We start from the raw sequence: 25,845 nt of genomic DNA, 5'->3' as shown, positions 1-25,845 counted from the left end.
ATAAAACCCGCTACTATTATCGTGATGTACTAATACGATTTATTAATACAAAGAAGCTGTCTTACACTGGTTGTGCTTTTATTAAGTCTGTAAAAAAAGTTACTTACTGCCCTACTGCCCTACTGCATCGCTGGGAAAAACACCAACACCAGATGCAACCAACCTGCCAAAAACCCAGTCAGTCCACCCAAGACGATAAGCGTCATCTCATCTTCCCGAAACGCCGGACGTAATAAGTTCTGAAACTCATTTGGCGATAATGCGCGAATACGATCTCGGAACAGCCCAAATATCTTACTGGCACGGCTTTCATTCAACTCAGGATCACGTAGTGGCACCATGGTCGCGACGATGGATTTATCAATAATAGTATTTTTTAACTGCCCATACTCACGGCGACCCAGCCCTACTCTTAACGTCGTACTAATGACCGGCGATTCTAACACCTTATATAAGTGCGACTTCATGAGCTCACGCGTTTGTGCAGCACGGTCACCATACATCATCTCATTCATGATGTTCTCAAGCGTCACCAAATCTTTTACCACAATCTCAGCGAAAACCTCAGAGACTTCTTCTTGACGCTTCATAAAGCCGCCCTGAAAACGATACTGGCCAATATGCGGCAGCTGCGGCCTAATGAACGGGAAGCGACTTTGTAGCGCAAAAAACTTCACATACGGTATAAAGTGCGGCTCTATTGGATTAAACACCATCCAAATGGCGATCCAGTTGGTGAGAAACCCCCAAATAGCGGCAAAGAAAGGTACGGTCCAATGCTGCGGCACCACCAAAAAAATGAACATTTGCACAATACCGAAAACCAATCCAATCAGCGCACTGATATGCCAAATAAAGTTAATCTCTTTTTGGCCTACCTTCAAAAACATATCGACCATTAAGCGCCGATCGTTTTCCATGGTATTAACAATCATTTTACGCATATCGACCAAGTCTTCGACATGATAAGTCAAATCCGTCACCAGCGACTGCATGATACTGGGCAACTCTTTGTGTGCTTGGGCGTAGACGCGACGCTTTAAGGCATAGGGCAAGTTGCCCCAGAGGGCTGGCGAATGGTCGAGCATAATCTCATCAATCAGTGGCTCAAGGTTTTTATCCACGGTATCAGTGATAAAAACTGCCATTTGATCCGGCTCCATCGCCTTAAAAAACTCATCAAGCGAACCGAGCTTAGAGAGCGTTTGATCTACAATTACCCCAGATATCTTGCCCGCTTTTCGCGGCACGATACCTTGCCAGCCGATACCCGGTAGGCCAAAAAACGGAAAGTTCGGAATACGAATACCCCAAAACTTAACAGGATAAAACAGCATTTTGAGCGCCATCCACACGTGTATCCAAGTGACGAATGCCGTCACGGGTGGGATGGTTAGCATGGCAAAAAACTCTGGGTGCTCAGCTATCGTTTGCCACAATGAAGTTGCGTCCATGACTTTGGTTGTCCCTGACATGATGATTGTCGTTGCTAATAAAATATGCTTAGCAAATTAAGAACGCTCAAAAGACGTTCCCCCAAAATAACTACTAATAACCAACCGGTTCAAGACCCTGTTAATTCGTTCAAGGTACCTTTAATTGGTTTAAAATATTTTTAATTGATTTAATATTTTTGAATATAAGACAGATAAGTGCAAGTCCTATCAATGCAAGTAATACTCTATAATAGCCTGCGCGACTCTGACAGCGCGTCAATGCTATATAGAATTGACGATATAAAATAAATCGCCTGATTTTAGCATACTTGCTATTCATTAGCACACGTCGACCCTAGCCAAGTTGTGACTAGAGATGACAAGTTCTGTTGCCTCACTGGTATTGTGAAAGTAATCGTAAAAGAATCATCCTCATAATCGTAAATATCTCAAACCCATTTATCTCAATCACTCATGATGCCAACGATAAAATAAATCGCAGAGTACTGCGCCCTCGCATTTGTTCTGTTATAATTTGTGATTAATTTGCAGCGAAATTCAACACACCAGTCATTGCAAGTTAATGATTGCGCATAGCACTGTATCTGATTGAAATCATTAATCTTATCCTTTATATTCATCGCGCTTAGACTGACTATCCCACCGTTTTATCCCGCTTCTGATGTTTCGCCGACCGCCTGAGTACTGATTTTATATGAATAAACCGCTAGCTTCCGACACCGAACAGGTCAACCGTATTTTTGCGCACCGGATCATTATCTTTGGGCTACTAATATTTTTGGGTCTGAGTGGTTTGCTACTACGCTATGGTTATTTGCAAGTCTATGCTCATGATAAATATACGACACAGGCAGACAACAATCGCATTAAGCTGATATCTGCACCGCCAAGCCGTGGTTATATTTATGATCGTAATGGGGTGATACTGGCGGACAATCAGCCTGTATTTACGGCGATGCTCAGCCCTGATGAGGTCGAAAACCCAGAACGTACCTTAAATTTGCTCGCGCCCATCTTTGAGCTTACCGATAAAGACATCACGGATATTTTGGCACGTCTGAGCAAAAGTAAAAACGATCCAGTGACCATTAAAATCGATTTAACCGAAGCACAATTGGCGCAGTTCAGCGAGCGCAAGCCTTTCTTTCGCGGTGTTACTATCCAGAGCAAGTTGACACGCTCATACCCTTACGACGAGCTGTTCGCCCACGTCATTGGTTACGTCGGCCGTATCAACGACAAAGAAAGCAAGCGCATTGACAAAGATCGCTATGCGGGCACGGATCTCATTGGCAAAATCGGTATTGAAGATTTTTATGAAGATATTTTACTTGGACAACCGGGCTACCAATCGGTAGAGACAGACGCTCACGGCAATATTATTCGCCAACTAGACACCAAACCGCCGATTGCAGGTAATGATATTACCCTGAGCTTAGATTACGGTTTACAAACCGTCGCTCAGCAGCAGCTCGATGGTCGTCGCGGCGCTATTGTGGCGATAGACCCGCAAAACGGTGACGTACTGGCCTTTGTCAGTAATCCAAGCTATGACCCCAACCCTTTTATCTCTGGCATCTCGTTTAGAGACTATGGCTCACTACGGGACGATCTGGATCAGCCACTATATAATCGGGCATTACAGGGCACTTACCCGCCCGGCTCTACTATCAAGCCTTTTGAAGGTTTGGGCGGGATTCATTACGGTCTGCGTGATTGGGACACCACTATTTATGATCCTGGTTATTTCAGTCTGCCCGGAGATACCCACCGTTTTCGCGATTGGAAACGTGGTGGTCACGGCACAGTCGATCTCAAAAAGTCTATCGTGATGTCGGTTGATACCTACTATTATAAGCTGGCCTATGAGATGGGCATTCAGCGTCTGCATGATTGGATGGTACGTTTTGGCTTTGGCGAGGAGACTGGCATTGACCTGCCCAATGAAAAGTCAGGCATTATGCCATCGCCAAAATGGAAAAAAGACACGTACGATAAAGGCTGGCTACCGGGTGAGACGATCTCAGTCAGCATCGGTCAAGGGTATTTCTTAGCCACGCCGCTACAGATCGCCAATGCGACAGCGATGACTGCCAACAAGGGCTATCACATTACCCCGCATCTGCTGAAAAGCAGCGATGGGGCAGCAGAGGTCAAGGTCATCACCAAACCCGATGGCAAAATCGACTATAACGGCAAACCCTCTGATTGGCTACGCATGCATGATGCGATGGAAAGTGTGGTGAAAGGTGGCACGGGACGTGGTATCTATACGCCGCGCTATCGTATCGCGGGTAAGACTGGTACGGCACAGGTAAAATCCATCGCTCAAGGCAAACGTTATGATAAGTCTGCGATAGACAAGCGCCACTGGGATCATGCGTGGTTCAACGGTTTTGCGCCAGTAGAAGACCCACAAATCGCCCTTGCCGTGTTGGTCGAAAACGGTGGCGGCGGTAGTGCCGTGGCAGCACCTATTGGTCGCGCGCTATTTGACTATTGGGTATTACAACGCAAAAATGATCCTATCTTGCCACCAACAGCTGACCAACTAAAAGTCATCAAACGTCAAAAAGCCTTTGAAAAAGTCATGCGTGATGCCCTGCGCGACAAAGAAGCAGCGTTAGCAGAGCAGGCAGCCGCGCAAGCAGCACCCACGACAGCGAGCGAATAAAGACCCATAAAGAATAAGAACGGTGACCATGAAAAAATTAGCAACATCGCATAGCACTAAGCGTAAAACGTCTCATCAAGCAAAATCGTCGGCTGCCGGTCAGGTACGTATTATCGGTGGACAGTTTAAACGGCGCAGCGTCAGCTTCATCGATGCCGAAGGTTTACGTCCGACCCCTGATCGCCTGCGGGAGACCCTATTTAATTGGTTACTTGCTGATATTCATGGTGCATACGTGCTCGACAGCTGTGCCGGTAGTGGCGTCTTAGGCTTTGAGGCACTGTCTCGTGGTGCGGCACACTGCACCTTTATCGAGATGAATCGAGCACAAAGCGACATGCTGCAGCAAAGCGCTGAGCAGTTGCGCCTCGACGCTGATACCTATCAGATTATCAATGGCACCGCAGAGCAAGTATTGATGCAAAGTCACCTTGTCTCGCGCCCTTTTGATATTGTCTTTATCGATCCGCCCTATGCTGAAGATTTGTGGCAGCCGATTTTAACGACGCTTATCAGCCAGTCGCTCATTAGCCCCACGACCCTTATTTATTTAGAGGCCGATAAAGACTTAGCAGCACAATTGAATCAGCTAGCGAATATATTCAATGAAACATCAATGATACAAGCGCCAATCAGCTTTGATTGCCTCAAACAAACCAAAGTGGGACAAGTTGTCGCTGGACTTTATCAGCTATCATCGTCATAATTGTTTGGTTAATAAAAACGATTAACAAACGTTACAAATGTTTAGAACCGCTAAAAAACTGGCCAACGCTGCAGTTTAATGTATATAAGGCGAAAATAAACCCCAATGCAGCTTGCAAGCGTAGGCGCTACTGCTTATAATGTGCAGTCTGTTTTTTGAGAGCCCCGTTCCCAGCTAAACTCTCAACGAATTCTAATTTTAAGGTTTTATCATGAAAACACTTAGTGCAAAACCAGCTGAAGTGACCCATGACTGGTATGTCGTAGATGCTGACGGCAAAACCCTTGGTCGCTTAGCCACTCAAATCGCTACTCGCTTACGTGGCAAGCATAAGCCGTCTTTTACGCCGCACGTTGACACTGGTGACTTTATTGTTGTCATCAATGCTGACAAAATCACGGTAACGGGTAAAAAAGCGCAAGATAAAAAATACTATCGTCACAGTGGCTATCCAGGTGGTATCAAAGAAACCAACTTCAGTAAACTGCTTGCACATAAGCCTGAAGATGTTCTACACAAAGCGGTTAAGGGTATGCTTCCAAAAGGTCCTCTTGGCTATGCGATGATCAAGAAGCTGAAACTATATGCGGGTACTGAACATCCACATGAAGCACAGCAACCTAAAGCACTAGACATCTAAGGATACACTTATGGAACGCAATTACGGAACTGGTCGCCGCAAAACTTCTACTGCTCGTGTCTTTTTAGCTAAAGGTACTGGTAGCATTGTTGTTAACGGCAAGCCACTTGATGAATATTTCAGCCGCGAAACCTCACGCATGGTTGTTCGTCAGCCTCTAGAATTACTTGACTCACCTACTGCTTATGATCTTTTCATTACGGTTAAAGGCGGCGGTATCAGTGGTCAAGCGGGCGCTATTCGCCACGGCATCACGCGTGCATTGATCGAGCTTGACGAAGCCAACAAACCTGCTCTAAAAGCAGCTGGTTTTGTGACTCGTGATTCACGTCAAGTTGAACGTAAGAAATTGGGCCTACGTAAAGCACGTAAACGTCCACAATTCTCGAAACGTTAATCAAAACTACTTCTTTGCTTTTTGTGGTTATCGTCTTTTTCTCAGAGTCGATTTAACCGTATTAAGCAAAAGAATAGATTTGCAAAACCCCATAAGCTGGTCACAGCTTATGGGGTTTTTTTATGCCCACTCATCTCTTTATTGACAAGCGATGTATGGCGTAAGCGGTTGCGTTGCACACCGCTCTTATTGCCGCACTTTGCGAAAATGTTGCTTGCAAAGCGCCTAACGCTACCCCATCATATTACCTATCTATTTATGATACGCCGTTATTTATAGCGCAGAAGGATATTATGAAAGCGCCCGAACAATACGATCCAAGCAAGTCATCAAAGACCGATATGCCAGCGCCAACTGCCGCGCAGCATGGGAAAGCAGCGAAGTCACCCGCTATTCCTATCGGCACGCCAACGATTACTCAAACCCATAAACGTACGGCACAAGCAGATAAAAAGCCTTTTCAATGGCAGTTTTTATTGCCTAAATATTGGGCGATTTGGCTACTACTGGTTATTTTTCTACCGATGATTTATCTGCCACTACGTTGGCAGTTTTGGCTTGGGCGTAAAGTAGGTATTTTAACCTATAAAGTAGCAGGATCGCGGCGACGTGATACGCTGATTAACTTAAGGCTGGCCTTTCCAGAGAAGCCAGAAGTCGAACGTGAGCTGATGGCTAAGCAAGTCTTTGTCAACCAAGGTATTGGTGTGTTCGAAACCTTATGTGCATGGTTCCGACCAAATGTCTTTACCCGCACCGTTTCTATCTCTGGATTACAGCATCTCGTTAATGCCCAAAACGAAGGTCGTCCAGTCATTCTACTAGGCGCTCACTATACCATGCTCGATTTGGGCGGCTTACTTTGTGCACAATTTTTCCCTGTAGACTGTATGTATCGCACGCAGAATAATCCATTACTTGATTGGTTTATTTATAATGGCCGCACCAATATATTCGGTACACAGATTTCTAGTCGAGACATGCGCAGTTTGGTCAACTCTATCAAAGCCGGACATGTTATCTGGTACTCTCCTGACCAAGATTATGGTCTTAAGCAAGGAGTAATGGCACCATTTTTTGGTGTGCCAGCAGCGACTATCACCGCTTCAAGACGCATGGCAAAGCTAGGTAGCAAAGACAAGCCACCTGCGGTCATGGCATTGCATACCTATCGGCAGACGCCTGATAATCTGCCGAGTGGCAAACGCCCGCATTATCATTTAACCATTACCCCAGCATTAGATCATTATCCCAGTAACGACGAGGTTGGTGATGCTAGCCGTGTCAATGAAATCTTAGAAGGGTTGATTCGTATTGATCCGACTCAGTGGATGTGGTTCCATCGCCGCTTCAAAAATGGGCCTGATGGTCGGACTGGTATTTATAAGTAGACTCCTATTCTTAAGAAAATTGCTGGGAAAATTTGCTATACTTTGCAGCTAATATTTTATCTTGTCATCAATACATAAATAACCACATAAATAGCGTTTCAATAACCACGCAATTATAATAATTCGATAAATAAAACCTTTATAAATAAATAACGGATTTTCCATGAATAATAACCGCACTTCTGATAATCAAACTTCTGACAGCCAAATCTCTGATAACTCGACACAAGCCAAACGCATTTTAACTGGCATTACCACTTCAGGCATTCCACACTTAGGCAACTATGTAGGCGCCATTCGCCCAGCGATTCAATCTATTCAGAACAGTAATGATGAAGCTTTTTTCTTTTTAGCCGATTATCATGGCATTATTAAATGCCATGACCCTGCTATTATTCATGAGTCTACTAAAGCGATTGCTGCAACTTGGATTGCCTGCGGTCTTGACCCTGAGCGTGTGACCTTTTATCGTCAATCAGATGTTCCCGAAATACCAGAATTGGCTTGGGTTTTAAATTGTTCATGTGCCAAGGGTTTAATGAATCGTGCTCATGCTTACAAAGCATCGGTAGATGCCAACATGAATAAAGAAGATGTTGATCCCGACCAAGGTATCACGATGGGTCTGTTTGGCTATCCGGTATTAATGGCTGCGGATATCTTAATGTTTAATGCTACTCACGTACCAGTAGGACGTGATCAAATTCAACATATTGAAATGGCGCGTGATATTGCGGGTACTTTTAATCATAAATATAAGCCGCTATTTACGCTACCCTCTGCGGTGGTCGATGATGAGATGCCGCTATTGACGGGTCTTGATGGACGTAAGATGAGTAAGAGCTATGGCAATACTATTCCGCTATTTGGTGAGCTAAATCCACAAGTTAGCGCTGAAAAGCAGATGCATAAAGCGATCATGAAAATTGTGACCAACTCACAATTGCCAGAAGAGCCAAAAGATCCTGACGATTCTGCTATTTTTGAGATTTATAAAGCCTTTGCCACACCTGCAGAAATTGCTGATATGCGTACGCAATTCGCTGCAGGTATAGGTTGGGGTGATGCCAAGCAAGCGCTGTTTGATAAAATCAACGATGAAATTGCGCCATTCCGCGCACGCTATGAAGAACTGATGGCTAATCCAAAAGAGTTGGAGGAAATCTTGCAAATGGGCGCTGCTAAAGCCCGTCGTCACAGCCAAAAACAGTTGGATAAAACGCGCCGTGCGATTGGTATCCGTCCGCTTGCTAAACTTAAATAAATTATCATTGATTACGATACTAGACTACCGACATGCAGAGTGAACGATTAATTGAGTCTAGCGTAGAAATTCATGATATGTCACTGCGTATCTATCAAACGCCAGTGCAGCATCTGCCAGAAGATCTCTATGTGCCGCCGCAAGCATTTGCCATTTGGCTCGAGCAATTTGCTGGGCCCTTAGATTTTTTGTTATATTTAGTCAAAAAAAATAACGTTGATCTGACCCAAATGCCAATATTGCCCATCACTGAGCAGTATTTGGCTTATATTAGTGAGTTGGACACCGAGCATTTTGAATTGGCCGGTGACTATCTTCTAATGGCGTCGACATTAATTGCAATCAAAACGGAGCTTTTGTTACCAAAGCCAGAAACCCCTACCGATGAGCGCGATCCAAAGGCTGAACTGATTGAGCGCCTTGAGGAATACGCCCAAATCAAAGCCGCCAGTCAGCGTTTGGACAGTCTTGTGCGTCTTGAACGCGATGTGTTTTTGGCGATGGCTAGTATGCCCAGTCAAGATATTATGAATGCCGAGCTGCCCAATTACTCGCCAAATCTGTTGATTGATAGCTTATTTAAAATGCAGTTACAGCCCGACTATCAGATGCATACCATTAAAGTCGATGCCGTTCCTCTTGCTGACCGTATCGCCAGTATTAGCCGTCAATTAAGTATGAATGGCGCGCGCTCGTTTTATGGGCTATTAGATAAAACTCAAGGCAAGATAGGTGTGGTGGTTAGCTTCGTTGCCGTGCTCGAGCTGATGAAACGCCAGCTAGTTGGTGTTATAAACGCTGATTTAGAGAGTCACCCTAACGATACTGCTACTGGTAATGAATCTGCTGAAGACAGCCACCTAGGGTCATTAACGTTACAATGGTTGGCTTAATGGTTTTTAATAGAGAATATGTAAAATGACAGATACGCAGCATCTACATTTAGCAGAGATGAGCAAACATATTGAAGTGCTGCTGCATGCATCCGAAGCACCACTCACCGCTCATGATTTAAAGAAGCACTTGTCTGTGTCTAGCAAAGATCTCAAACAAGCTTTGGCATTATTACAGCAGCGCTTGGATACGGGTGTACTAAGCTTGCATGAGACGGCCAGTGGTTATCGCCTACAAATTGCGGATAGCTACAGTGGCTTGATTCAGCGTGTATTCCCGCAGCGTCAAGAGCGCCTTAGCCAAGCCTTACTTGAGACACTGAGTGTGATTGCTTATAAGCAGCCAGTGACCCGCAGTGACATCGAGCACGTGCGCGGTGTCACGCTATCGAGCAATATATTGCGTCAGCTGTTCGATAAAGGCTGGATTGAAGAGAAGGGTTATAAGGAAACCTTGGGTCGACCAGCATTGCTACATACCACGCCACAATTCTTAGATGCCTTTGGATTGAATCATTTAGATGAGTTACCACCGATGCCAGATATGGCAGCCATTAAAGCGCTCTCTTAGCCTCAAAGTACGCTCTTAAACAGCTTGCAATAAGAACTGTATACTATTTTTAAGACCATAAAAAAGGACAAACTTAATAAGCTTGTCCTTTTTTTGAATCAAATTTTTAAACCAGTTTTTCTAAATCACTACAGTTAGATTAACAGTACTGATTATTAATTATTGGTTAATAATATCAACGCCCTTTGGCGGGGTAAATTTAAACTGGCTGCTGCTGATGCTTGGGTTCAGTTTGATGCCACTAAACTTGATAGAGGTCGTTTGACCTAAGGTATCATTTAGCACCATCATGACTGGCTTACCACCACTAAAGCTCATTGATAAACTCTTAAAGCTGGCACTATCCGACTTTGGATAAAGCACATAGTAGTTTTTATTATCATACGGCTGGGTGATTTTAAAGTTTTTATCGATTTTGCTTGGATCACCTGATAATAAGAGTGCTGGGGTATTACCCACTTGGCTATCGACGTTTTGCTTAGTCGCTTGCTCTAAATCTTTGTCATAAACCCACATCGAGCTGCCATTAGCAATGATTAGCTGCTGTGAAGGTGACTTTGTCTCCCAGCGAAAGTTGTTTGGACGCTGCACACTCATAGAGCCAGAAAACGTGCCACTATTAGCGCCTTTGGTTGTTTGACTAAAATTGGCTGTCATACTCTTGGTATTGGCTAACAGTGTATTTAAACGCTTAGCAGCCGTCAAGTTATCCGCAGGGGCAGCCGTCGCTGATTGTGTGAGTGCCATCATCGGCGCTGCGACACCAAGTGAGGTCATCAACACACCTGCTAAAGCACCGCTCCTCATTTTTTGTTTTAGGCTCGTGGTTTGTTTATTTAGTAAAGTCATTATTAATCCTCTCTCAAAATGCGTAATCGCTAAAAAATAAATGTTGTTATTAAAATTTTTGTTTTCAATACTGTTTAATAGCCTAGATAAAACCAGCCTTATTAAGCAATGCGCACAGTGTGCCAGTTTTTTCATTACGCGCCTAGTCATGATTTGCAATCATTACTACGCCTGCCATACGCGCTTGTAACCAACTCTGTTACACACTATATCAAGATATTTATATAAAACCTTATAGGGTCGATTGGTTCACAAGCTTAGACTTGCTCTGGCTTACAGACATAAAAAATCCTCTACTACCAAACGGTAATAGAGGATTTTTTAGTCATCAGATTGTTTTACTCAAAAAGAATAAAACAACCTAGATGGGCAATTATGCGCTTTCAACCATAACATAACGACGGTTGAATTTACCTTTGGTCGCAAACTTTACCACACCGTCATTCAGTGCAAATAAAGTATGGTCACGACCCATGCCAACGCCTTCGCCTGCGTGGAATTCTGTACCACGTTGACGAACGATGATGTTACCGGCAACGATGGCTTGACCGCCAAAGATTTTTACGCCGAGCATTTTTGGGTTTGAATCACGACCGTTACGGCTTGAACCGGCAGCTTTTTTATGTGCCATGAGAAAATCTCCTTGTTAATGTGACTTATCGCTAATGCGACAACTCTTAAGCATTTAGTGCGCTATTTAGCAGTAATTGCTAAGTGGATAATTAGGCATTAATCGCTTTGATTTTTAACAAGGTGTACCATTGGCGGTGACCTTGCTCTTTGTGATAATGCTTACGACGGTTGTGCTTGATGATACGGATTTTTTCGCCGCGACCATGTTCAACCACTTCTACTTCTACGCTAGCACCTTCAACGATAGGCTGACCGATTTTGACAGTTTCACCGTCAACAACCATCAACACATCTTCAAATTTGATTGTTTCGCCTTTTTCTGCTTTTAGTAATTCAACTTTTAAAAGCTCATCGACGACTACACGGTGCTGTTTACCACCAGTTTTGATTACTGCGTACATTGTCTGACTCCGTTTAACCCGTGTGCCGTGGATGATATTATACCAACGCTTTTACGACGAACACGACAGGGAAAAATTAAAGGCAAGATTTTACGGCTTTTTGCTCATAAAAGCAAGCCGCGCCTCTTGTTTTTGTAAGGTGGTTACACTAAACCAGCGCTAATACTACTACATCTATTAATATAGAGGGAATGGCAGTGTGACTGATGGTTAAGTCGATCGAATCTGCCACTCAAGCAAAATGCTTACTAATAGTAATAAATACTGACTTACATCTAACAGCGGCCATTATAACGCATATAATCAGTTGCTTACAGTCTTTTATCAATCGCTTTTGCTTAAGCAGCCATTGTTGATAATGCCCCATAAAACTATTTATAATTCTTTTTTGTTTTTATCATTTTTATTTGGTATTTAATAGAGAGATACAGGCAGTTTTAGAGTCGATACTCTGCGTCATGTCTTACTTTATTCAACAATTGAGACGCCTAGCTATGCTATTATAAGCCAGACAATAACCCTAGGTAGGTAGCTATCCTAGCTATAGATTAGGGCTATTACCCACCCTTTTATTTTCATTAATATGACTATTTATTATGACCAGTACCCTTTTAGATAACATCTCTCCTACTTCTCAATCTACGCTGACCTATGCTGATATCCAAAATATCGTGGCGGATGATTTTGAAATTATGGACAAGCAAGTATTCGGTAGTCTGAACTCAAAAGTCCAATTGGTGATGAGCGTCTCACAGCATGTGATTAATGCAGGTGGTAAGCGGATGCGCCCGTTGATTACCTTGTTATGTGCGCGCATGCTCAATGATGCACCATCACAGCAGGCCATGCATTTGGCAGCCATTACTGAGATGCTGCATACGGCAACTTTAGTGCATGACGATGTGATTGATGAGTCAGGGCAGCGCCGTGGTAAGCCAACGGCGAATGCCACTTGGGACAATGCCACAGCAGTACTGGTCGGTGACTATCTGATTGCCCGCGCCTTTAACTTGTTGGTTGGTTTTCAAAGCTTGCCACTACTGCAGGTATTCTCAGACGGGACTTGTGATATTGCCGAAGGTGAAGTATTGCAGCTGCAACATCAGCATAACCCTGCCGCGACTGAAACCGATTATCTCAATATTATCGATGGCAAAACCTCTCGTCTGTTTATGATGGCGACCCAAGGCGCAGCTATCTTGCAAGACAAAACAGAATATATGACCGCGCTGGGCGATTTTGGTCAGCACTTCGGTAATGCCTTCCAGATTATCGACGATGTACTCGATTACAGCGGTGATAGTGAGCTAATGGGTAAAAACTTGGGTGATGATTTAGCCGAAGGCAAACCGACCCTACCGACTATTAAAGCGCTTGAATTATTAAAAGACAGTGATAAAGCAGGCTATGAGCAATTACGTGTCGCTGTACAAACGGGCAAAACACCCAATGCAGAGCAGCTTATCGAATTGGTACGCACCTCTGGCTCATTAGACTATTGTAAGCTGCGCGCTTTGGAAGAAACGAAGCTGGCACAACAAGCGCTAAGTACCTTGCCTGACAATCGTTATCGCCAAGGGCTGCACCAATTAACAGAGCTTGCCAGCGCACGTTTATTATAGTCTGACTGCTAACATTTACGCTGTGCCCATATCTGTGTCTATAAAAGTCGTCTTCGATACAGGTTTTGGCTCATTTATTTAATGGTCACATTTAACGGTTGCTAAAATAAAGGTTTTGGTTGCACATGGGATTTTTGAGGTCAAACAGGTAGGAATAACCGTCTCATATGACTTTTATAACAAAAGTTAACATTTTTTGTCATCGAAGCCTCTAGATGACTTTTTTGGTTATTCGTTGGTGTGTCGCTTGTAACCACGGCACTTAGCGCAAGATTCACAACTAAAGTCGCTGTTTTTTTTGGCAAACCCTATTCTAAAGTACTTGACTATGGGGTAACCCCATTAGTTTATAATAACTGATTAAATTTACTAATCAACTTTATGGTTTGCCTACATCTATGACGCTAAAAATCTTGCCTCATTATTGCGCATACAACCTTAGCGACCGAATATTTTGGTCATAATCCGCTACTAAAATTGGTGCTATTAAAACTGATTTTATTAACAATGCGATGAGCAAAATATGCCGAGGCACATAGCCTCAAGACTACCCATATATTTACTCTTTAAAGAATTTAATACGTTAAGATTTATTTATAAACTTTTTATACTGTCATTATTTATTTTATATTGCCGAGGACATTGATGAAGCACTCTTATCTTGCGCTTGTAATAGCATCTGTACTATCTGGAGCTGTACTGGTTGGCTGTGACAAAAACGAGGACGCCGCTGGCGCTGATGCCGCTGCACAGCAGCAGATGCCGCCTGCCGTCGTCAACGTCCAAACTGTCACTTTCGATACGGTACCTCAAGTACAAACATTTTCTGGACGTACAGCGGCTTATCAAACCGCTGACGTTCGTCCACAGGTCAACGGCGTCATTGACGAAGTACTGTTCCGTGAGGGCGGTAATGTCAAAAAAGACCAACCGATGTATCGTATCAATACGGACAACTACGCTACCTCTATTACTAGTGGAGAAGCAGCGGTCGCTCAAGCACAAGCCAATTATCAGACAGCACTGGCTAATAATGCCAATGCCAAAGCTGAATTGGGCAGTCGCCAAGCGTCATTAGCTCAAGCGGTTAATGACTTCCAGCGCCTACAAGGGCTTGTGGAGATTGATGCTATCTCGAAGCAACAATACGATCAAGCACAAACGCAAGTCCGTACTGCACAAGCTGCATTAGACAGTGCACGGGCGACTGTCGGTCAAACGCAAGCAGGTATCGAAAGCGCAAAAGCGGGCATTCAAACCGCGAAAGCAGGTTTAGAGTCCAGTACCCTTGATCTGAACCGTACCATCGTACGGGCACCAATCTCAGGGCGCACAGAGCGCTCAAATGTGACGGCTGGTACTTTGGTTAGTGCCAGTCAAGCCAATCCGTTGGTGACTATCTCGCGCTTAGATCCTATCTATGTCGACATCAGTCAGTCTTCGTCTGAGCTGTTGAAATTGCGCCAGCAAATATCGGAAGGCAAAGCGCAGCCCGGTATGAACTCGGTTGAATTGGTACTAGAGGATGGCTCGGTCTATCCGGTACGCGGTAAGCTTGCACTATCTGAAGCAAAAGTGGATGAGTCAACTGGCGCGGTTACCTTACGTGCCATCTTCCCAAACAGCAACAACATCTTGCTGCCAGGTATGTATGTGACTGCCCGCTTGACCCAAAGTGTCATTACCAATGCGGCATTAGTCCCGCAAAGCGCAGTGACACGTACATCTAAGAGTGAGACGCAAGTCTATATCGTCGATGAAAACAACAAAATCCAAGTACGTCCAGTTACTATTAATGGTACTTACAACGGACAGTGGGTTGTCACTGACGGTCTAAAAGCAGGTGATAAAGTGGTGGTGATTGGCGGCTCAAAAGTCAAACCTGAACAAGAGGTAGTCGCTAAGCCACTCGAAAACGCCAATCCAGCACCATCTGCAAAAGGACAAGGCACGCCAAACGCCAAAACGCCTCAGCAAGCTGCAAAAACGGTGGATAAGCCAGCTGGTAACGAAACTTCTGCTAAGAAACCTACAGAAACCGCTGCTAACTAATTCCATTCAAAGATAGGAAGACTTAGGGATATACTATGTCACGTTTTTTTATTAATCGCCCTATTTTTGCATGGGTTATGGCTATTTTGGTCATGCTCATCGGGGTGATATCGGTTATTAATCTACCGATCGAACAGTATCCACGTATTGCACCGCCGACTATTTCGGTCAGTGCAAGCTATCCTGGTGCTAACGCACAAACCGTCGAAAACTCAGTCGTACAGATCATTGAGCAACGTATGAAAGGCCTCGATGGTCTGATGTATATGTCGTCATCGAGCTCGTCAAATGGTAGCGCTTCAGTGACGCTTACCTTTGAAAACGGCACAGATCCTGACACAGCTCAAGTACAAGTACAGAACAAACTGCAAGCAGCGATGAGCTCCTTGCCTGAGTCTGTTCAGCGTCAAGGTGTCAACGTCAATAAATCGTCTAGCAGCTTTTTGATGGTGCAAGCATTTATTTCTGAAGATGGCACCATGGATCGGGCAGATATTGCCGATTATATTAACTCTAATGTCGTCGATTCGATCAGTCGTGTAGAGGGTGTGGGTGAAGTTCAAGTCTTTGGCTCTACCTATGCGATGCGTGTATGGCTTGACCCTTCACGCCTACGTAGCTATAACATGGTGCCTTCTGATGTGGTCAATGCGATACGAGCGCAGAACGCGCAAGTATCTGCCGGTCAGTTAGGTCAAGCACCTGCTGATACTGACCAACAGGTTATCAATGCTACGGTCACGGTGCAAAGCTATCTTCAAACGCCTGAAGAATTCCGAAACATTCTACTAAAAACAGATACCTCAGGCGCACAAGTGCGCTTAGGCGATGTGGCAGATGTCGAGATTGGCAGTGAAAACTATAGCGTTGTGTCTTTATACAATGGTCAAGAAGCAGCCGGTTTAGGTATTTCACTTGCTGGTGGCGCAAACGCCCTTGAGACTCGTGAAGCCGTCGGCGCACGTATGGCTGAGCTGGAGCAAAACTTCCCAATTGGTCTAGCCTCAGTCGTTCCGTATGACACCACACCCTTTGTACGCTTGTCTATCGAACAAGTCGTTATGACCCTCATTGAAGCGATTGTGTTGGTATTTATCGTTATGTTCATTTTCTTACAGAACTGGCGTGCCACCATTATCCCGACCCTTGCTGTCCCTGTCGTACTCTTGGGTACCTTTGCAGTGTTGTATATTGCAGGCTTTAGTATCAACGTATTGACCATGTTTGCTATGGTACTCTCCATCGGTCTACTGGTCGATGATGCGATTGTCGTGGTAGAGAACGTTGAGCGTATCTTGGAGGAAGACCCCGATATCTCCATCAAAGACGCGACCACTCAATCGATGGGGGAAATCAGTAAGATCGTTATTGGTATCGCCCTGATTTTATCAGCGGTATTCGTACCGATGGCGTTCTTTGGTGGCTCAACAGGTGTGATTTATCGCCAGTTCTCTATCACCTTGATCACGAGCATGGTGCTATCAGCCATGGTCGCGCTTATTTTTACGCCTGCGCTATGTGTTACTTTACTCAAACGCGGTAAGAGCCATGAAAAGGGCAAGGACGAAAAGCAAAAAGGCTTCTTTGGCTGGTTTAACCGCTCGTTCTTTAAGCTTAGTCGTTCATACGAGGGCTTTGTTGGTAAAAGCATTCGTTTCAAATGGCTATATTTGATTGGTTATGCGGCCATTATCGGCGTCATGGTGGTGGTATTCTTACGTATTCCCGGCTCGTTTTTACCAGAAGAAGATCAGGGTATTATGTTTACCTTGGTTCAGCTTCCTGCCGGTTCGACATTAGATGAAACGCAAGAAGTGCTCGATAAAGTTAGAAACTATTACGACACTCAAGAAACCGATAACATTGCCTCTGTCTTTACCATTGCAGGCTTCAGCTTTGCTGGTCAAGGCCAAAACATGGGACTCGCATTCGTTCGCTTGTCAGATTGGGACAAGCGTTCCGGTGATGAAAATACGGCCCAAGCCGTTGCTGGTCGGGCAATGGGTTATTTCTTTACTCAGATAAATGAAGCACAAGTATTTGCCATTGTACCACCAGCCATTACTGAGCTTGGTAATGCCAGTGGTTTTGATTTAATGATTCAAGATAATGGTAACCTTGGTCACGATGGCCTACTTGAAGCACGTAATATGCTCTTAGGTATGGCAGGACAGAATGATCAAGTCGCTGGTGTACGTCCAAACGGTCAAGAAGACTCACCGCAGCTCAAGGTCAATATCAACCAAGAGCAAGCAGCCGCTTATGGCTTGTCGCTAGGTAATATCAATAGCGTCATCTCGACTGCATGGGGCTCAAGCTACGTCAACGACTTTATCGATCGTGGCCGTATCAAACGTGTCTATGTACAAGGTGAAGCCAGCAGCCGTACCAACCCTGATGACATTGGTAAGTGGTATGTACGAAACGAGACGAATGATATGATTTCATTTGATGCCTTTTCGACCAGTGAATGGCAGTCAGGCTCACCGCGTCTGACCCGCTATAACAGCTTACCATCAATGAATATCCAAGGTAGTGCAGCCCCAGGTTTGAGTACTGGTGAAGCCATGAGCTCAATGGAAGCCATGATAGACAAATTACCTGAAGGCATCAGTTACGAGTGGACGGGTATGTCATTGGAAGAGCAAAAATCAGGTGCCCAGGCGCCGATGCTTTACGCGCTTTCAATCTTAGTCGTATTCTTGTGCTTGGCGGCACTATATGAGAGCTGGTCTATCCCCTTCTCTGTCCTATTGGTTATTCCACTTGGGGTATTGGGTGCGGTGATATTTACGTGGTTACGAGGCTTCGCCAACGATATCTACTTGCAAGTAGGTCTACTGACGGTGGTTGGTCTATCGGCTAAAAACGCCATCTTGATTATCGAGTTTGCTAAAGACCATCAAGAGGAAGGCTATAGTCTAAAAGATGCGGTCATGACGGCGGCACGCCAACGTCTGCGTCCAATTATCATGACCTCACTTGCCTTTGGTCTGGGTGTTGTGCCATTATTCTTGGCGACTGGTCCAGGTTCAGGCAGTCAAAATGCTATTGGTACCAGTGTGGTTGGCGGTGTCGTAACGGCAACCTTGTTAGGCATCTTCTTTATCCCGATGTTCTACATTTGGGTACGCAGTGCGTTCCCGTACAAATATGCCAACAACAAGCCAAATGATAAAGGCGATGGCGGCGATGACAATGGTACGCCTGGTCCGCAGAACCCAACTCCCTCTGAGAGTTATCAGCCTGCAAGCTTTGGAGATAATACACAATGAGTTCACAACCTTTTACTACTAACTCAGCAGCGGTAGTCACAACTACTGCTCATGTGCGCCCAATGTCAGGCGAACAGGCAGCGCTGGTTGCTAGATTTGCGAGCCCAACTATTGCACGAGTGCGCAGAAATAGTGTTCGCTTAATCAGCTTAACGGCTTTAGCGATGAGCATGGCGGCTTGTAATACCATTCCAAAAGCCGATAGCCGTCCTGTACTTGCCGAGCCTAACATCCCTATCGAACAAAGCTACGGTGCCTTTGATAAGGAAACGGCCAGTAACGCAGCCCAGCCTAGTATTGCGGGACAACGCTGGCAGAACTTCTATAGTGATGAGCGCCTAAAAGGGCTAATTGCATTAGGATTAGAGAACAATAAAGACTTTGAGAGCGCACGCCTAGCTATCGAAAAAGCACGAGCGCAATATCAAATCACCGATATTAACGATCTGCCGACCATCAATGGTAGTGGTGGTTACACGCGCCAAGCACAGAACAGAACGGACAAAAACCCCAATAGTAGTTATAACGTCAACCTAGGGTTGGCCAATTATGAGCTGGATTTTTGGGGTAAGATTGCTAGTCTAAAAGACCAAGCTTTGCAAAATTTCTTGGCGACCACCGCAGCCAAAGATTCGACGCAGATCAGTCTGATCAGTAACATTGCCCAAAGCTATGCCAATCTAAGCTATAGCTTAGCGCAGCTTAAGTTGGCAGAAGCCACGGTTGAGAGTCGTGAACGATCGTTATTCATTGCGACCAAACGGTTTGAGGCAGGGATTGATCCTAGACTGCCTTCGTTGCAAGCCAGTGCTTCTTTAGAGAATGCTAAACTTGCCGTATTGCGGGCGCAGAGCAGTATCTTGACCTCGCGTAATGCCCTGCAATATTTGATTGGTGCTCCGATTCCTAACGAGCTGATTCCAACGCCTGCCGTTAGCAATATCACTAGCCAGAAAATCTTTAATGCTGGCCTACCAAGTGAGTTGTTGCGCTATCGTCCTGACGTCCTGCAAGCGGAATACAACCTAAAAGCCGCTGGTGCCAATATAGAAGTGGCACGTGCCTCTTACTTCCCCTCTATTAGCCTAGCGAGTAGTATTGGTGTCAGTAGCGGTAGCTTAGATGACTTATTCAAGAGCGGCGCTGTCGGCTGGTCATTCGGCCCAAGTATTAGTGTCCCAATCTTTGATGCAGGTCGTTTAGATGCAGAATATGATGTGGCCAGAATTGAACGTGAGCAAACGCTTGCCAACTATGAAGGCTCTATTCAAACGGCATTCCGTGAAGTCTCGGATGTACTAGCGACACGCGCCACCTTGGGTGAGCAGCTAGAAGCACAGTATCGTCTACAAGATAACTTTGAGCAGACTTATCAAATTGCCGATGCACGCTTTAAAGCCGGTATCTCAAACTATCTAGATGTACTCGATGCCCAGCGTTCGCTATTCTCGACCCAACAAGGAATTTTGGATCTAGAACTACAAAAACTCGTCAGCCAAATTGAGTTATACCAAGCGCTCGGTGGCGGTGCCAACCTTGATGTGCCAACGGTGATTCCTGTGCCGCAACACACCAACTTGGTGCAAGCGGTCAATTTCCCTGCGTATAGCAACAAAACCAAAGCAGCCAACGCGATTGATGCAGCTAGCTCTGCACGAGTGGCTTCTGTGCAAGAAGCTCAAGCGATTAAGCAGTCACAACCATCAGAAATCACTACCTTTAACCCCACGGCTGTCGTTGATGTCAATAACGATGGCAAAACAGACGCGGCAGTGGGTGTGATTACTGAGGAGACGACTTTTAAAGAAGCTGGCGTTGAACAAGTTCCTGTGACTCAGATTAATGAGCCTTAGGCTATTCTGAAACCTTTGTTTGATGACGTTGCTTACGCATTACGTTGACAGTCGATAAATACAATCAGCCCTGCCGACTTGGTAGGGCTTTTTGCTTTCGCCAGCTGTCTTTGGTTATAGTAGTGGCACGATATGAGCAGCAAATATAGTCAGTGAAAAGTAATATCAATACATCACGCACTATATAACAAAATCTATTTTTAGTGATTTACAACAATAATGAGTAAAACAACCATAAGTAAGGAATGATTATGAGCTATACCTTTAACCGCCAATACCCTGCCACTCGCTTGCGCCGCTTGCGTTATAACGATAATGTGCGAGCGATGATTCGCGAAGTAGAGTTACATCCCAAGCATTTTATTGCCCCTGTGTTTGTACTAGAAGGCAACAACCAGCGCGAGACGATCGCCAGTATGCCGGGTGTCGAACGCTTGTCAATTGATTTGCTAATTGATTATGCCAAAGAGCTGTTAGCAGAAGGGGTCACGACCCTTGATATCTTCCCTGTCATTGATAACGCCTTAAAAACACCTGATGGCAAATCAGCCTATGATGAAAATGGCCTCGCTGCGCGCGCAGTAACAGCCATCAAAGATGCATTGCCAGAAATGGTGGTGATGACCGATGTGGCCTTAGACCCTTACACCTCACACGGTCAAGATGGTCTGCTCGATGACAGCGGCTATGTCATGAACGATTCGACCATCGAAGTATTGGTCAAGCAAGCGCTTGTCCACGCTCGTGCTGGCGCTGATATTATCTCACCCAGCGATATGATGGATGGCCGTATCAAAGTCATGCGTGAGGCGCTTGAGTCAGAAGGCTTTGTCAATACAGCCATCATGGCTTACTCAGCCAAATACGCCTCCGCCTATTACGGCCCGTTCCGTGATGCCGTTGGTAGTGCTGGCAACTTAAAAGGTGGTCATAAAAAGCAATATCAAATGGACTTCGGCAATCGCGCTGAAGCTTTACATGAAGTCGCCATGGACATCAATGAAGGCGCTGATATGGTGATGATTAAACCCGGTCAGCCGTATTTAGACCTTATTCGTGAAGTCAAAGATACCTTTGGTGTACCGACATTTGCTTATCAGGTCTCTGGCGAATATGCCATGCACATGGCCGCCATTCAAAATGGCTGGTTAAGTGATGATGTTATCCTAGAATCTCTGATTGGCTTCCGCCGTGCTGGTGCTGATGGTATCTTGACTTATTTTGCGCTAGAGGCAGCACGCCAGCTAAACAACGCTTAAGCGCTGTTAGGTACCATTATGTAGGCTTAGACATTTTTAGCTCAAGCTCAAGCTCAAGCTCAAGCTCAAGCTCAAGCTCAAGCTCAAGAAAAATGATAAGCCGATTCAATGCCTTTCAACACAAAATCGCCCCAGCTGGCTTAAGTCAGCTGGGGCGATTTTTTTATGACCTTTCCGTAGCGGGTAAATGGCTTTTGCTCACGTTACTTGCTACTTAACGCAACAGTCAGCTATAGGCAAAATATCCTAAAAACGCGACAGTATTGCTGATATATCTGTATTACTTTTCAGTCACGATAGATGCTCACGATTGTGTGGTGTATTAAAATTAATAATAGGACCCACTGGTACGATACCAGTCGGGTTAATATTGGCATGACTGGTGTAATAATGCTGCTTAATATGCGTCATATTGACCGTTTCAGCAATACCTGGTACTTGGTATAAATCACGCAGATAGCCCCAGAGATTTGGGTAATCAACGATGCGGTGCAGATTACATTTGAAATGCCCAACATACACGGCATCAAAACGTATCAAAGTCGTGAACAAGCGCCAGTCCGCCTCGGTTATCGTACTTCCTACCAAATAACGTTGATTTGCCAAACGCGCCTCTAAGGTATCTAGCGCAGCAAACAGCTCAGTCACCGCTTCTTCATAAGCCTCTTGCGTGCTTGCAAATCCTGATTTGTAGACACCATTATTAACGGTAGAATAAACAAAGGCATTAATCTCATCAATCTCTGCTAATAATTCTGACGGTAGAAAATTACCTGCTAGTGCGCCAACCTCATCGAAGGCTGAATTGAGCATACGAATGATTTCAGACGATTCATTGCTAACGATCGTTTTGGTTTTTTTATCCCATAATATTGGCACTGTCACGCGCCCGGTGTAGTCGGACTTTGCCGCGACATAGATCTCATAAGCATGGGTTGCATTGTTCAATGGATCGGCAATCACGCCCTCACCCTCAGCAAACGTCCAGCCCTCCTCACCCATAAACGGATGAACGACAGACAGTGAAATCATGTCTTCTAAACCTTTGAGCTTGCGATAAATCGTGGTGCGATGCGCCCATGGGCAAGCCAAAGAGACATAGAGATGGTAACGATCAGGCTCAGCTTCAAAGCCACCTACAGCAGATGGACCTGCACGACCATCTGCCGTTATCCAATTCCTAAATCTAGCATCTTCGCGCTGAAAGCGACCACCGCTAGCTTTGGTGTCATACCATTGATCTTGCCATTGACCATCGACTAACAAGCCCATATCAAACTCCTAATTACCTGTATTTTTATGACTATGCTCATTTAAAAACTATCCCAATAACTACCGCTTATACCGACTTCATTATGGGATAAACATTTTTAACGTAAATCAGTCTATTCATAGTAAAGCATCACTCCTATTGAGGCACAACAAAAAATGATGCAAGTTATATTGCATCACTCTAGTCTGTTTTAATTTTAGTAGTTCTGACAGCAAAAAGCTGTTGTAGCATAGTACATGCGCCAACAGCTCAGCAGATATTAGGCTGCACCAACCGCTACTTTAGTCATCCAAATCTCTCCCTCACGCGCTTGAGTACGTTTATGCTCTTCAAAATCTGGTGCCACACATAAGAACAAGGTCTTGCCATCTACGCCGCCCAATTCACAAGCGAACGTACCTACATTAAAGGGTGATAAATCAATGGTCTCTACGATTTTGTTATCTTTGACTCGCACTGCTTGCTGACCCAAGCAGTCTGATATCCATACCGCTCCTTCAGCATCGATACACGCGCCATCTGGAGCAACCACTGAAGCCTGCGCATAATCACCGAAGTTAGGTCCGGTAGCAAGGGGGCCAAATACCGCCCAGTCTTTGCGCTCGCCAAGGGTACCATCGTCTTGAATAGCAAAGGCGGACACTCTATTACCGAAAGATTCGTTGATGATTAAGGTGCGTTTATCCGGCGTTCTGACCGTGCCATTAGGAAAGTATAATTCATCTGCGACGACTTTTAGCGTGCTATCGATATCAATCATAATCAGACAAGCAGTATCCATATCGCCGCCGTTCATCAAGTTAAAACCAAAGTTGCCCACATAACAGCGACCGTGGTCATCGACGTACATATCGTTGCAATAGCCTTTGGCAATACTAGATAAGTCTGCGTACTCTTCTAGACTGCCATCTTCTTTAATTTTCATGACTTTTTTGTCTTTCATAGACACCACCAACAAGGTATCATTTGGTAGCCAGCCCAAGCCAGAGGGTTGATTGGGTACTTCGGCAATGGTCGTTACCGTGCCATCCAAATCTATTGAGTATACGCACTTGGTATAAAAATCTGATATCCAAAGCTTACCATCCCGCCATCGTGGGGCCTCGGTATAGGTAAAACCTGTGGCTAGCGTAGTGAATTCACGTTGACTCATAAAGAGTACTCCTTGTGGTTGATGAGGCTAATAAGGTAAGCGGCCTTGCTTACTCAAAGGTCTAACTGATCAAAAGTGTCATTAATCAAAGGTATATCGGTTTAAGGGTTGAAATAGATAAGAAGCTATAGGACACTCTGGTACATCTGCCGTACCTCTTCTATGCTCATATCACGCGGGTTTGTAGCGATCAGCCGAGCAATTTTTTCTACCACTTCGGTCGCCATCGGCAATAAATCAGCTTCCGTCACTCCCACTTCACTTAGCCTCGTAGGCAAGCCACTTTTGTTTAAATAGCCTTCTATCTCATCGACGAACGCATGCGCCGCTGCTTGCTCATCTGCGAACTGACGCTGCGGCATAATGACACTGGCAAGCTCAGCATAATGGCGACTTGCGGCCTCGATATTAAAACGAAAGACTGGCCCCATCACTAAGGCATTAGAATGACCATGGGGCACATGAAACTTGGCACCCAACGGATAAGATAAGCCATGCACCGCTGCGACCGACGCATTGACAAAGGCCATGCCCGCTAAGGTTGAGCCTAACAACATGTTTTCCCGCGCTGTTATATCGTTGCCGTCCTCTAGCACCGTCATAAAGTTTTGCGTTAAAAGCTGTAGACCTTTGACTGCGAGGGCATCAGATATGGGGTTTTTCTTGGTACGGCTGGTATAGGCTTCGATACAATGCACCATCGCATCCAATGCTGGGGCAGCCGTTACATGTCTTGGCATGCCCAAGGTAAGCGCAGCATCGAGCAGTGCTATATCAGGCAACAATTTAGAAGAATAAATGGCTTTTTTGTCGCCTTTATCACCAGTCAACACCGAGACAAAGGTCATCTCTGAGCCAGTACCTGCCGTGGTCGGAATAGCAATAAGGGGCAATCGAGTGCCTGTTGCTTGCTCGTTACCCACCATGTCATCTAACGACTGGGTCGAATGAATAGCGAGCGCAACGATTTTTGCAGTATCCATCGAGCTGCCACCCCCAAGCCCTATCACCACAGTTGCGTCCGACTCTTTGCCAATTTTGGCGGCTTGCCGAACAACTTCGTAAGGAGGGTCTGCCTGCACACCATCAAATACAGTGACTTGAAAACCTGCTTGCTCTAATGACGCACAAGCTTGCTTGGCATAGCCGAACTGGACGATGCCAGGGTCTGTCACCAATAGTGCCATCGGTAGATTGCCATTCATACTTGCGGCATCGTCAGTTAAGTTATCACCCAATAATGATTTTGCTAACTGACCGAGCTCACTCGTTAATCCGCCTGACTTACAAACGATTTTCGGAGTGGTTAAAAACGTTAAATCTACCATTGAACATTCCTTGTTCTATTACGAAATTTTATGCAGTCATTAAAATAAGTACGGCGCATATCACCACAGTCTATCGGCTGTGGTTGTACAACAAAAACCTCAAAAATAGAGCGCTTCAGTGCAACGCATAGAAAATACTGCTGAGTTGATAATG

Annotated in this window: 20 protein-coding genes; 13 read left to right on the top strand and 7 right to left on the bottom strand. The window is 45.1% G+C overall.

Annotation, left to right across the window (positions count from 1 at the left end; translation table 11 throughout):
• Positions 1-119: 119 nt before the first annotated feature.
• Positions 120-1,454, bottom strand: a complete 1,335-nt coding sequence (locus ACSUPM_RS04385; protein ID WP_025652804.1) for a membrane protein — start codon at positions 1,452-1,454, stop codon at positions 120-122.
• A gap of 697 nt (positions 1,455-2,151) precedes the next feature.
• Here ACSUPM_RS04385 and mrdA point away from each other — a divergent pair.
• The 8 genes from mrdA to scpB all read left to right on the top strand — a co-directional run bounded on the left by mrdA (position 2,152) and on the right by scpB (position 9,993).
• Positions 2,152-4,131: a penicillin-binding protein 2 gene (gene mrdA / locus ACSUPM_RS04380; protein WP_025652803.1), complete on the top strand. Its 1,980-nt coding sequence runs from the start codon at positions 2,152-2,154 to the stop codon at positions 4,129-4,131.
• A 28-nt stretch (positions 4,132-4,159) separates the two neighbouring features.
• Positions 4,160-4,837 (top strand): 16S rRNA (guanine(966)-N(2))-methyltransferase RsmD, encoded by a 678-nt coding sequence (rsmD, locus tag ACSUPM_RS04375; protein ID WP_025652802.1) that lies wholly within the window; start codon positions 4,160-4,162, stop codon positions 4,835-4,837.
• 211 nt (positions 4,838-5,048) lie between these two features.
• The gene (gene rplM / locus ACSUPM_RS04370; RefSeq protein WP_010199223.1) at positions 5,049-5,477 is read left to right on the top strand and encodes a 50S ribosomal protein L13; all 429 of its coding nucleotides are present in this window, start codon (positions 5,049-5,051) and stop codon (positions 5,475-5,477) included.
• Positions 5,478-5,487: 10 nt separating this feature from the next.
• Complete coding sequence (rpsI, locus tag ACSUPM_RS04365; protein ID WP_025652801.1) at positions 5,488-5,874, top strand: 30S ribosomal protein S9; 387 nt, start codon at positions 5,488-5,490, stop codon at positions 5,872-5,874.
• A 293-nt stretch (positions 5,875-6,167) separates the two neighbouring features.
• On the top strand, positions 6,168-7,265 hold the full coding sequence (locus ACSUPM_RS04360; RefSeq protein ID WP_037026150.1) for an LpxL/LpxP family acyltransferase: 1,098 nt from the start codon (positions 6,168-6,170) through the stop codon (positions 7,263-7,265).
• Positions 7,266-7,428: 163 nt separating this feature from the next.
• On the top strand, positions 7,429-8,529 hold the full coding sequence (trpS, locus tag ACSUPM_RS04355) for a tryptophan--tRNA ligase (protein WP_025652799.1): 1,101 nt from the start codon (positions 7,429-7,431) through the stop codon (positions 8,527-8,529).
• A 32-nt stretch (positions 8,530-8,561) separates the two neighbouring features.
• Positions 8,562-9,422 carry a segregation and condensation protein A gene (locus tag ACSUPM_RS04350; protein WP_025652798.1) on the top strand — a complete coding sequence of 287 codons (861 nt, stop codon included), beginning with the start codon at positions 8,562-8,564 and terminating at the stop codon, positions 9,420-9,422.
• A gap of 25 nt (positions 9,423-9,447) precedes the next feature.
• Complete coding sequence (gene scpB / locus ACSUPM_RS04345; protein WP_025652797.1) at positions 9,448-9,993, top strand: SMC-Scp complex subunit ScpB; 546 nt, start codon at positions 9,448-9,450, stop codon at positions 9,991-9,993.
• A gap of 159 nt (positions 9,994-10,152) precedes the next feature.
• Here the strand turns inward: scpB and lolA are convergent, their stop codons facing one another.
• The 3 genes from lolA to rplU all read right to left on the bottom strand — a co-directional run bounded on the left by lolA (position 10,153) and on the right by rplU (position 11,876).
• Complete coding sequence (gene lolA / locus ACSUPM_RS04340) at positions 10,153-10,842, bottom strand: outer membrane lipoprotein chaperone LolA (RefSeq protein WP_436880241.1); 690 nt, start codon at positions 10,840-10,842, stop codon at positions 10,153-10,155.
• A 373-nt stretch (positions 10,843-11,215) separates the two neighbouring features.
• Entirely contained in the window at positions 11,216-11,473 is a 258-nt protein-coding gene (rpmA, locus tag ACSUPM_RS04335) for a 50S ribosomal protein L27 (RefSeq protein WP_010199200.1), read from the bottom strand.
• A 91-nt stretch (positions 11,474-11,564) separates the two neighbouring features.
• A complete protein-coding gene (gene rplU / locus ACSUPM_RS04330; RefSeq protein ID WP_025652795.1) occupies positions 11,565-11,876 on the bottom strand; it encodes a 50S ribosomal protein L21 in 312 nt (103 codons plus the stop codon).
• A 596-nt stretch (positions 11,877-12,472) separates the two neighbouring features.
• Between rplU and ACSUPM_RS04325 the strand changes: the two genes are divergently transcribed.
• The 5 genes from ACSUPM_RS04325 to hemB all read left to right on the top strand — a co-directional run bounded on the left by ACSUPM_RS04325 (position 12,473) and on the right by hemB (position 21,937).
• Positions 12,473-13,498 (top strand): polyprenyl synthetase family protein, encoded by a 1,026-nt coding sequence (locus ACSUPM_RS04325; RefSeq protein ID WP_101206360.1) that lies wholly within the window; start codon positions 12,473-12,475, stop codon positions 13,496-13,498.
• A gap of 645 nt (positions 13,499-14,143) precedes the next feature.
• Positions 14,144-15,550, top strand: coding sequence for an efflux RND transporter periplasmic adaptor subunit (locus tag ACSUPM_RS04320; protein ID WP_101211213.1), 1,407 nt, complete (start codon positions 14,144-14,146; stop codon positions 15,548-15,550).
• A gap of 35 nt (positions 15,551-15,585) precedes the next feature.
• Positions 15,586-18,825 (top strand): efflux RND transporter permease subunit, encoded by a 3,240-nt coding sequence (locus ACSUPM_RS04315; RefSeq protein WP_436880240.1) that lies wholly within the window; start codon positions 15,586-15,588, stop codon positions 18,823-18,825.
• Entirely contained in the window at positions 18,822-20,678 is a 1,857-nt protein-coding gene (locus ACSUPM_RS04310; RefSeq protein WP_101211215.1) for an efflux transporter outer membrane subunit, read from the top strand. The genes ACSUPM_RS04315 and ACSUPM_RS04310 overlap by 4 nt, the downstream gene beginning before the upstream one ends.
• Positions 20,679-20,929: 251 nt before the next feature.
• Positions 20,930-21,937 (top strand): porphobilinogen synthase, encoded by a 1,008-nt coding sequence (hemB, locus tag ACSUPM_RS04305; protein ID WP_025651763.1) that lies wholly within the window; start codon positions 20,930-20,932, stop codon positions 21,935-21,937.
• A 291-nt stretch (positions 21,938-22,228) separates the two neighbouring features.
• On the opposite strand, the gene ACSUPM_RS04300 is transcribed toward hemB, so the two are convergent.
• From ACSUPM_RS04300 to ACSUPM_RS04290, 3 genes are all read right to left on the bottom strand, one after another.
• A complete protein-coding gene (locus ACSUPM_RS04300) occupies positions 22,229-23,209 on the bottom strand; it encodes a glutathione S-transferase family protein (RefSeq protein ID WP_025651764.1) in 981 nt (326 codons plus the stop codon).
• A gap of 260 nt (positions 23,210-23,469) precedes the next feature.
• The gene (locus ACSUPM_RS04295; protein WP_025651765.1) at positions 23,470-24,363 is read right to left on the bottom strand and encodes an SMP-30/gluconolactonase/LRE family protein; all 894 of its coding nucleotides are present in this window, start codon (positions 24,361-24,363) and stop codon (positions 23,470-23,472) included.
• A 125-nt stretch (positions 24,364-24,488) separates the two neighbouring features.
• Positions 24,489-25,691, bottom strand: coding sequence for an iron-containing alcohol dehydrogenase (locus ACSUPM_RS04290; RefSeq protein ID WP_436880239.1), 1,203 nt, complete (start codon positions 25,689-25,691; stop codon positions 24,489-24,491).
• Positions 25,692-25,845: the final 154 nt, after the last annotated feature.

The organism is Psychrobacter okhotskensis, assembly GCF_965638355.1.
Classification (GTDB): domain Bacteria; phylum Pseudomonadota; class Gammaproteobacteria; order Pseudomonadales; family Moraxellaceae; genus Psychrobacter; species Psychrobacter okhotskensis.
This window is presented reverse-complemented; position numbering and strand designations above follow the sequence as displayed.

Excerpts from the sequence above, each read along its gene's own strand:
- rpmA (WP_010199200.1), bottom strand. The coding sequence starts at position 11,473 with ATGGCACATAAAAAAGCTGCCGGTTCAAGCCGTAACGGTCGTGATTCA.
- rsmD (WP_025652802.1), top strand. The coding sequence starts at position 4,160 with ATGAAAAAATTAGCAACATCGCATAGCACTAAGCGTAAAACGTCTCAT.
- ACSUPM_RS04385 (WP_025652804.1), bottom strand. The coding sequence starts at position 1,454 with ATGGACGCAACTTCATTGTGGCAAACGATAGCTGAGCACCCAGAGTTT.
- ACSUPM_RS04300 (WP_025651764.1), bottom strand. The coding sequence starts at position 23,209 with ATGGGCTTGTTAGTCGATGGTCAATGGCAAGATCAATGGTATGACACC.
- trpS (WP_025652799.1), top strand. The coding sequence starts at position 7,429 with ATGAATAATAACCGCACTTCTGATAATCAAACTTCTGACAGCCAAATC.
- scpB (WP_025652797.1), top strand. The coding sequence starts at position 9,448 with ATGACAGATACGCAGCATCTACATTTAGCAGAGATGAGCAAACATATT.
- rpsI (WP_025652801.1), top strand. The coding sequence starts at position 5,488 with ATGGAACGCAATTACGGAACTGGTCGCCGCAAAACTTCTACTGCTCGT.
- ACSUPM_RS04310 (WP_101211215.1), top strand. The coding sequence starts at position 18,822 with ATGAGTTCACAACCTTTTACTACTAACTCAGCAGCGGTAGTCACAACT.
- rplM (WP_010199223.1), top strand. The coding sequence starts at position 5,049 with ATGAAAACACTTAGTGCAAAACCAGCTGAAGTGACCCATGACTGGTAT.
- hemB (WP_025651763.1), top strand. The coding sequence starts at position 20,930 with ATGAGCTATACCTTTAACCGCCAATACCCTGCCACTCGCTTGCGCCGC.
- ACSUPM_RS04290 (WP_436880239.1), bottom strand. The coding sequence starts at position 25,691 with ATGGTAGATTTAACGTTTTTAACCACTCCGAAAATCGTTTGTAAGTCA.
- ACSUPM_RS04315 (WP_436880240.1), top strand. The coding sequence starts at position 15,586 with ATGTCACGTTTTTTTATTAATCGCCCTATTTTTGCATGGGTTATGGCT.
- ACSUPM_RS04320 (WP_101211213.1), top strand. The coding sequence starts at position 14,144 with ATGAAGCACTCTTATCTTGCGCTTGTAATAGCATCTGTACTATCTGGA.
- ACSUPM_RS04325 (WP_101206360.1), top strand. The coding sequence starts at position 12,473 with ATGACCAGTACCCTTTTAGATAACATCTCTCCTACTTCTCAATCTACG.
- mrdA (WP_025652803.1), top strand. The coding sequence starts at position 2,152 with ATGAATAAACCGCTAGCTTCCGACACCGAACAGGTCAACCGTATTTTT.
- rplU (WP_025652795.1), bottom strand. The coding sequence starts at position 11,876 with ATGTACGCAGTAATCAAAACTGGTGGTAAACAGCACCGTGTAGTCGTC.
- ACSUPM_RS04350 (WP_025652798.1), top strand. The coding sequence starts at position 8,562 with ATGCAGAGTGAACGATTAATTGAGTCTAGCGTAGAAATTCATGATATG.
- ACSUPM_RS04360 (WP_037026150.1), top strand. The coding sequence starts at position 6,168 with ATGAAAGCGCCCGAACAATACGATCCAAGCAAGTCATCAAAGACCGAT.
- lolA (WP_436880241.1), bottom strand. The coding sequence starts at position 10,842 with ATGACTTTACTAAATAAACAAACCACGAGCCTAAAACAAAAAATGAGG.
- ACSUPM_RS04295 (WP_025651765.1), bottom strand. The coding sequence starts at position 24,363 with ATGAGTCAACGTGAATTCACTACGCTAGCCACAGGTTTTACCTATACC.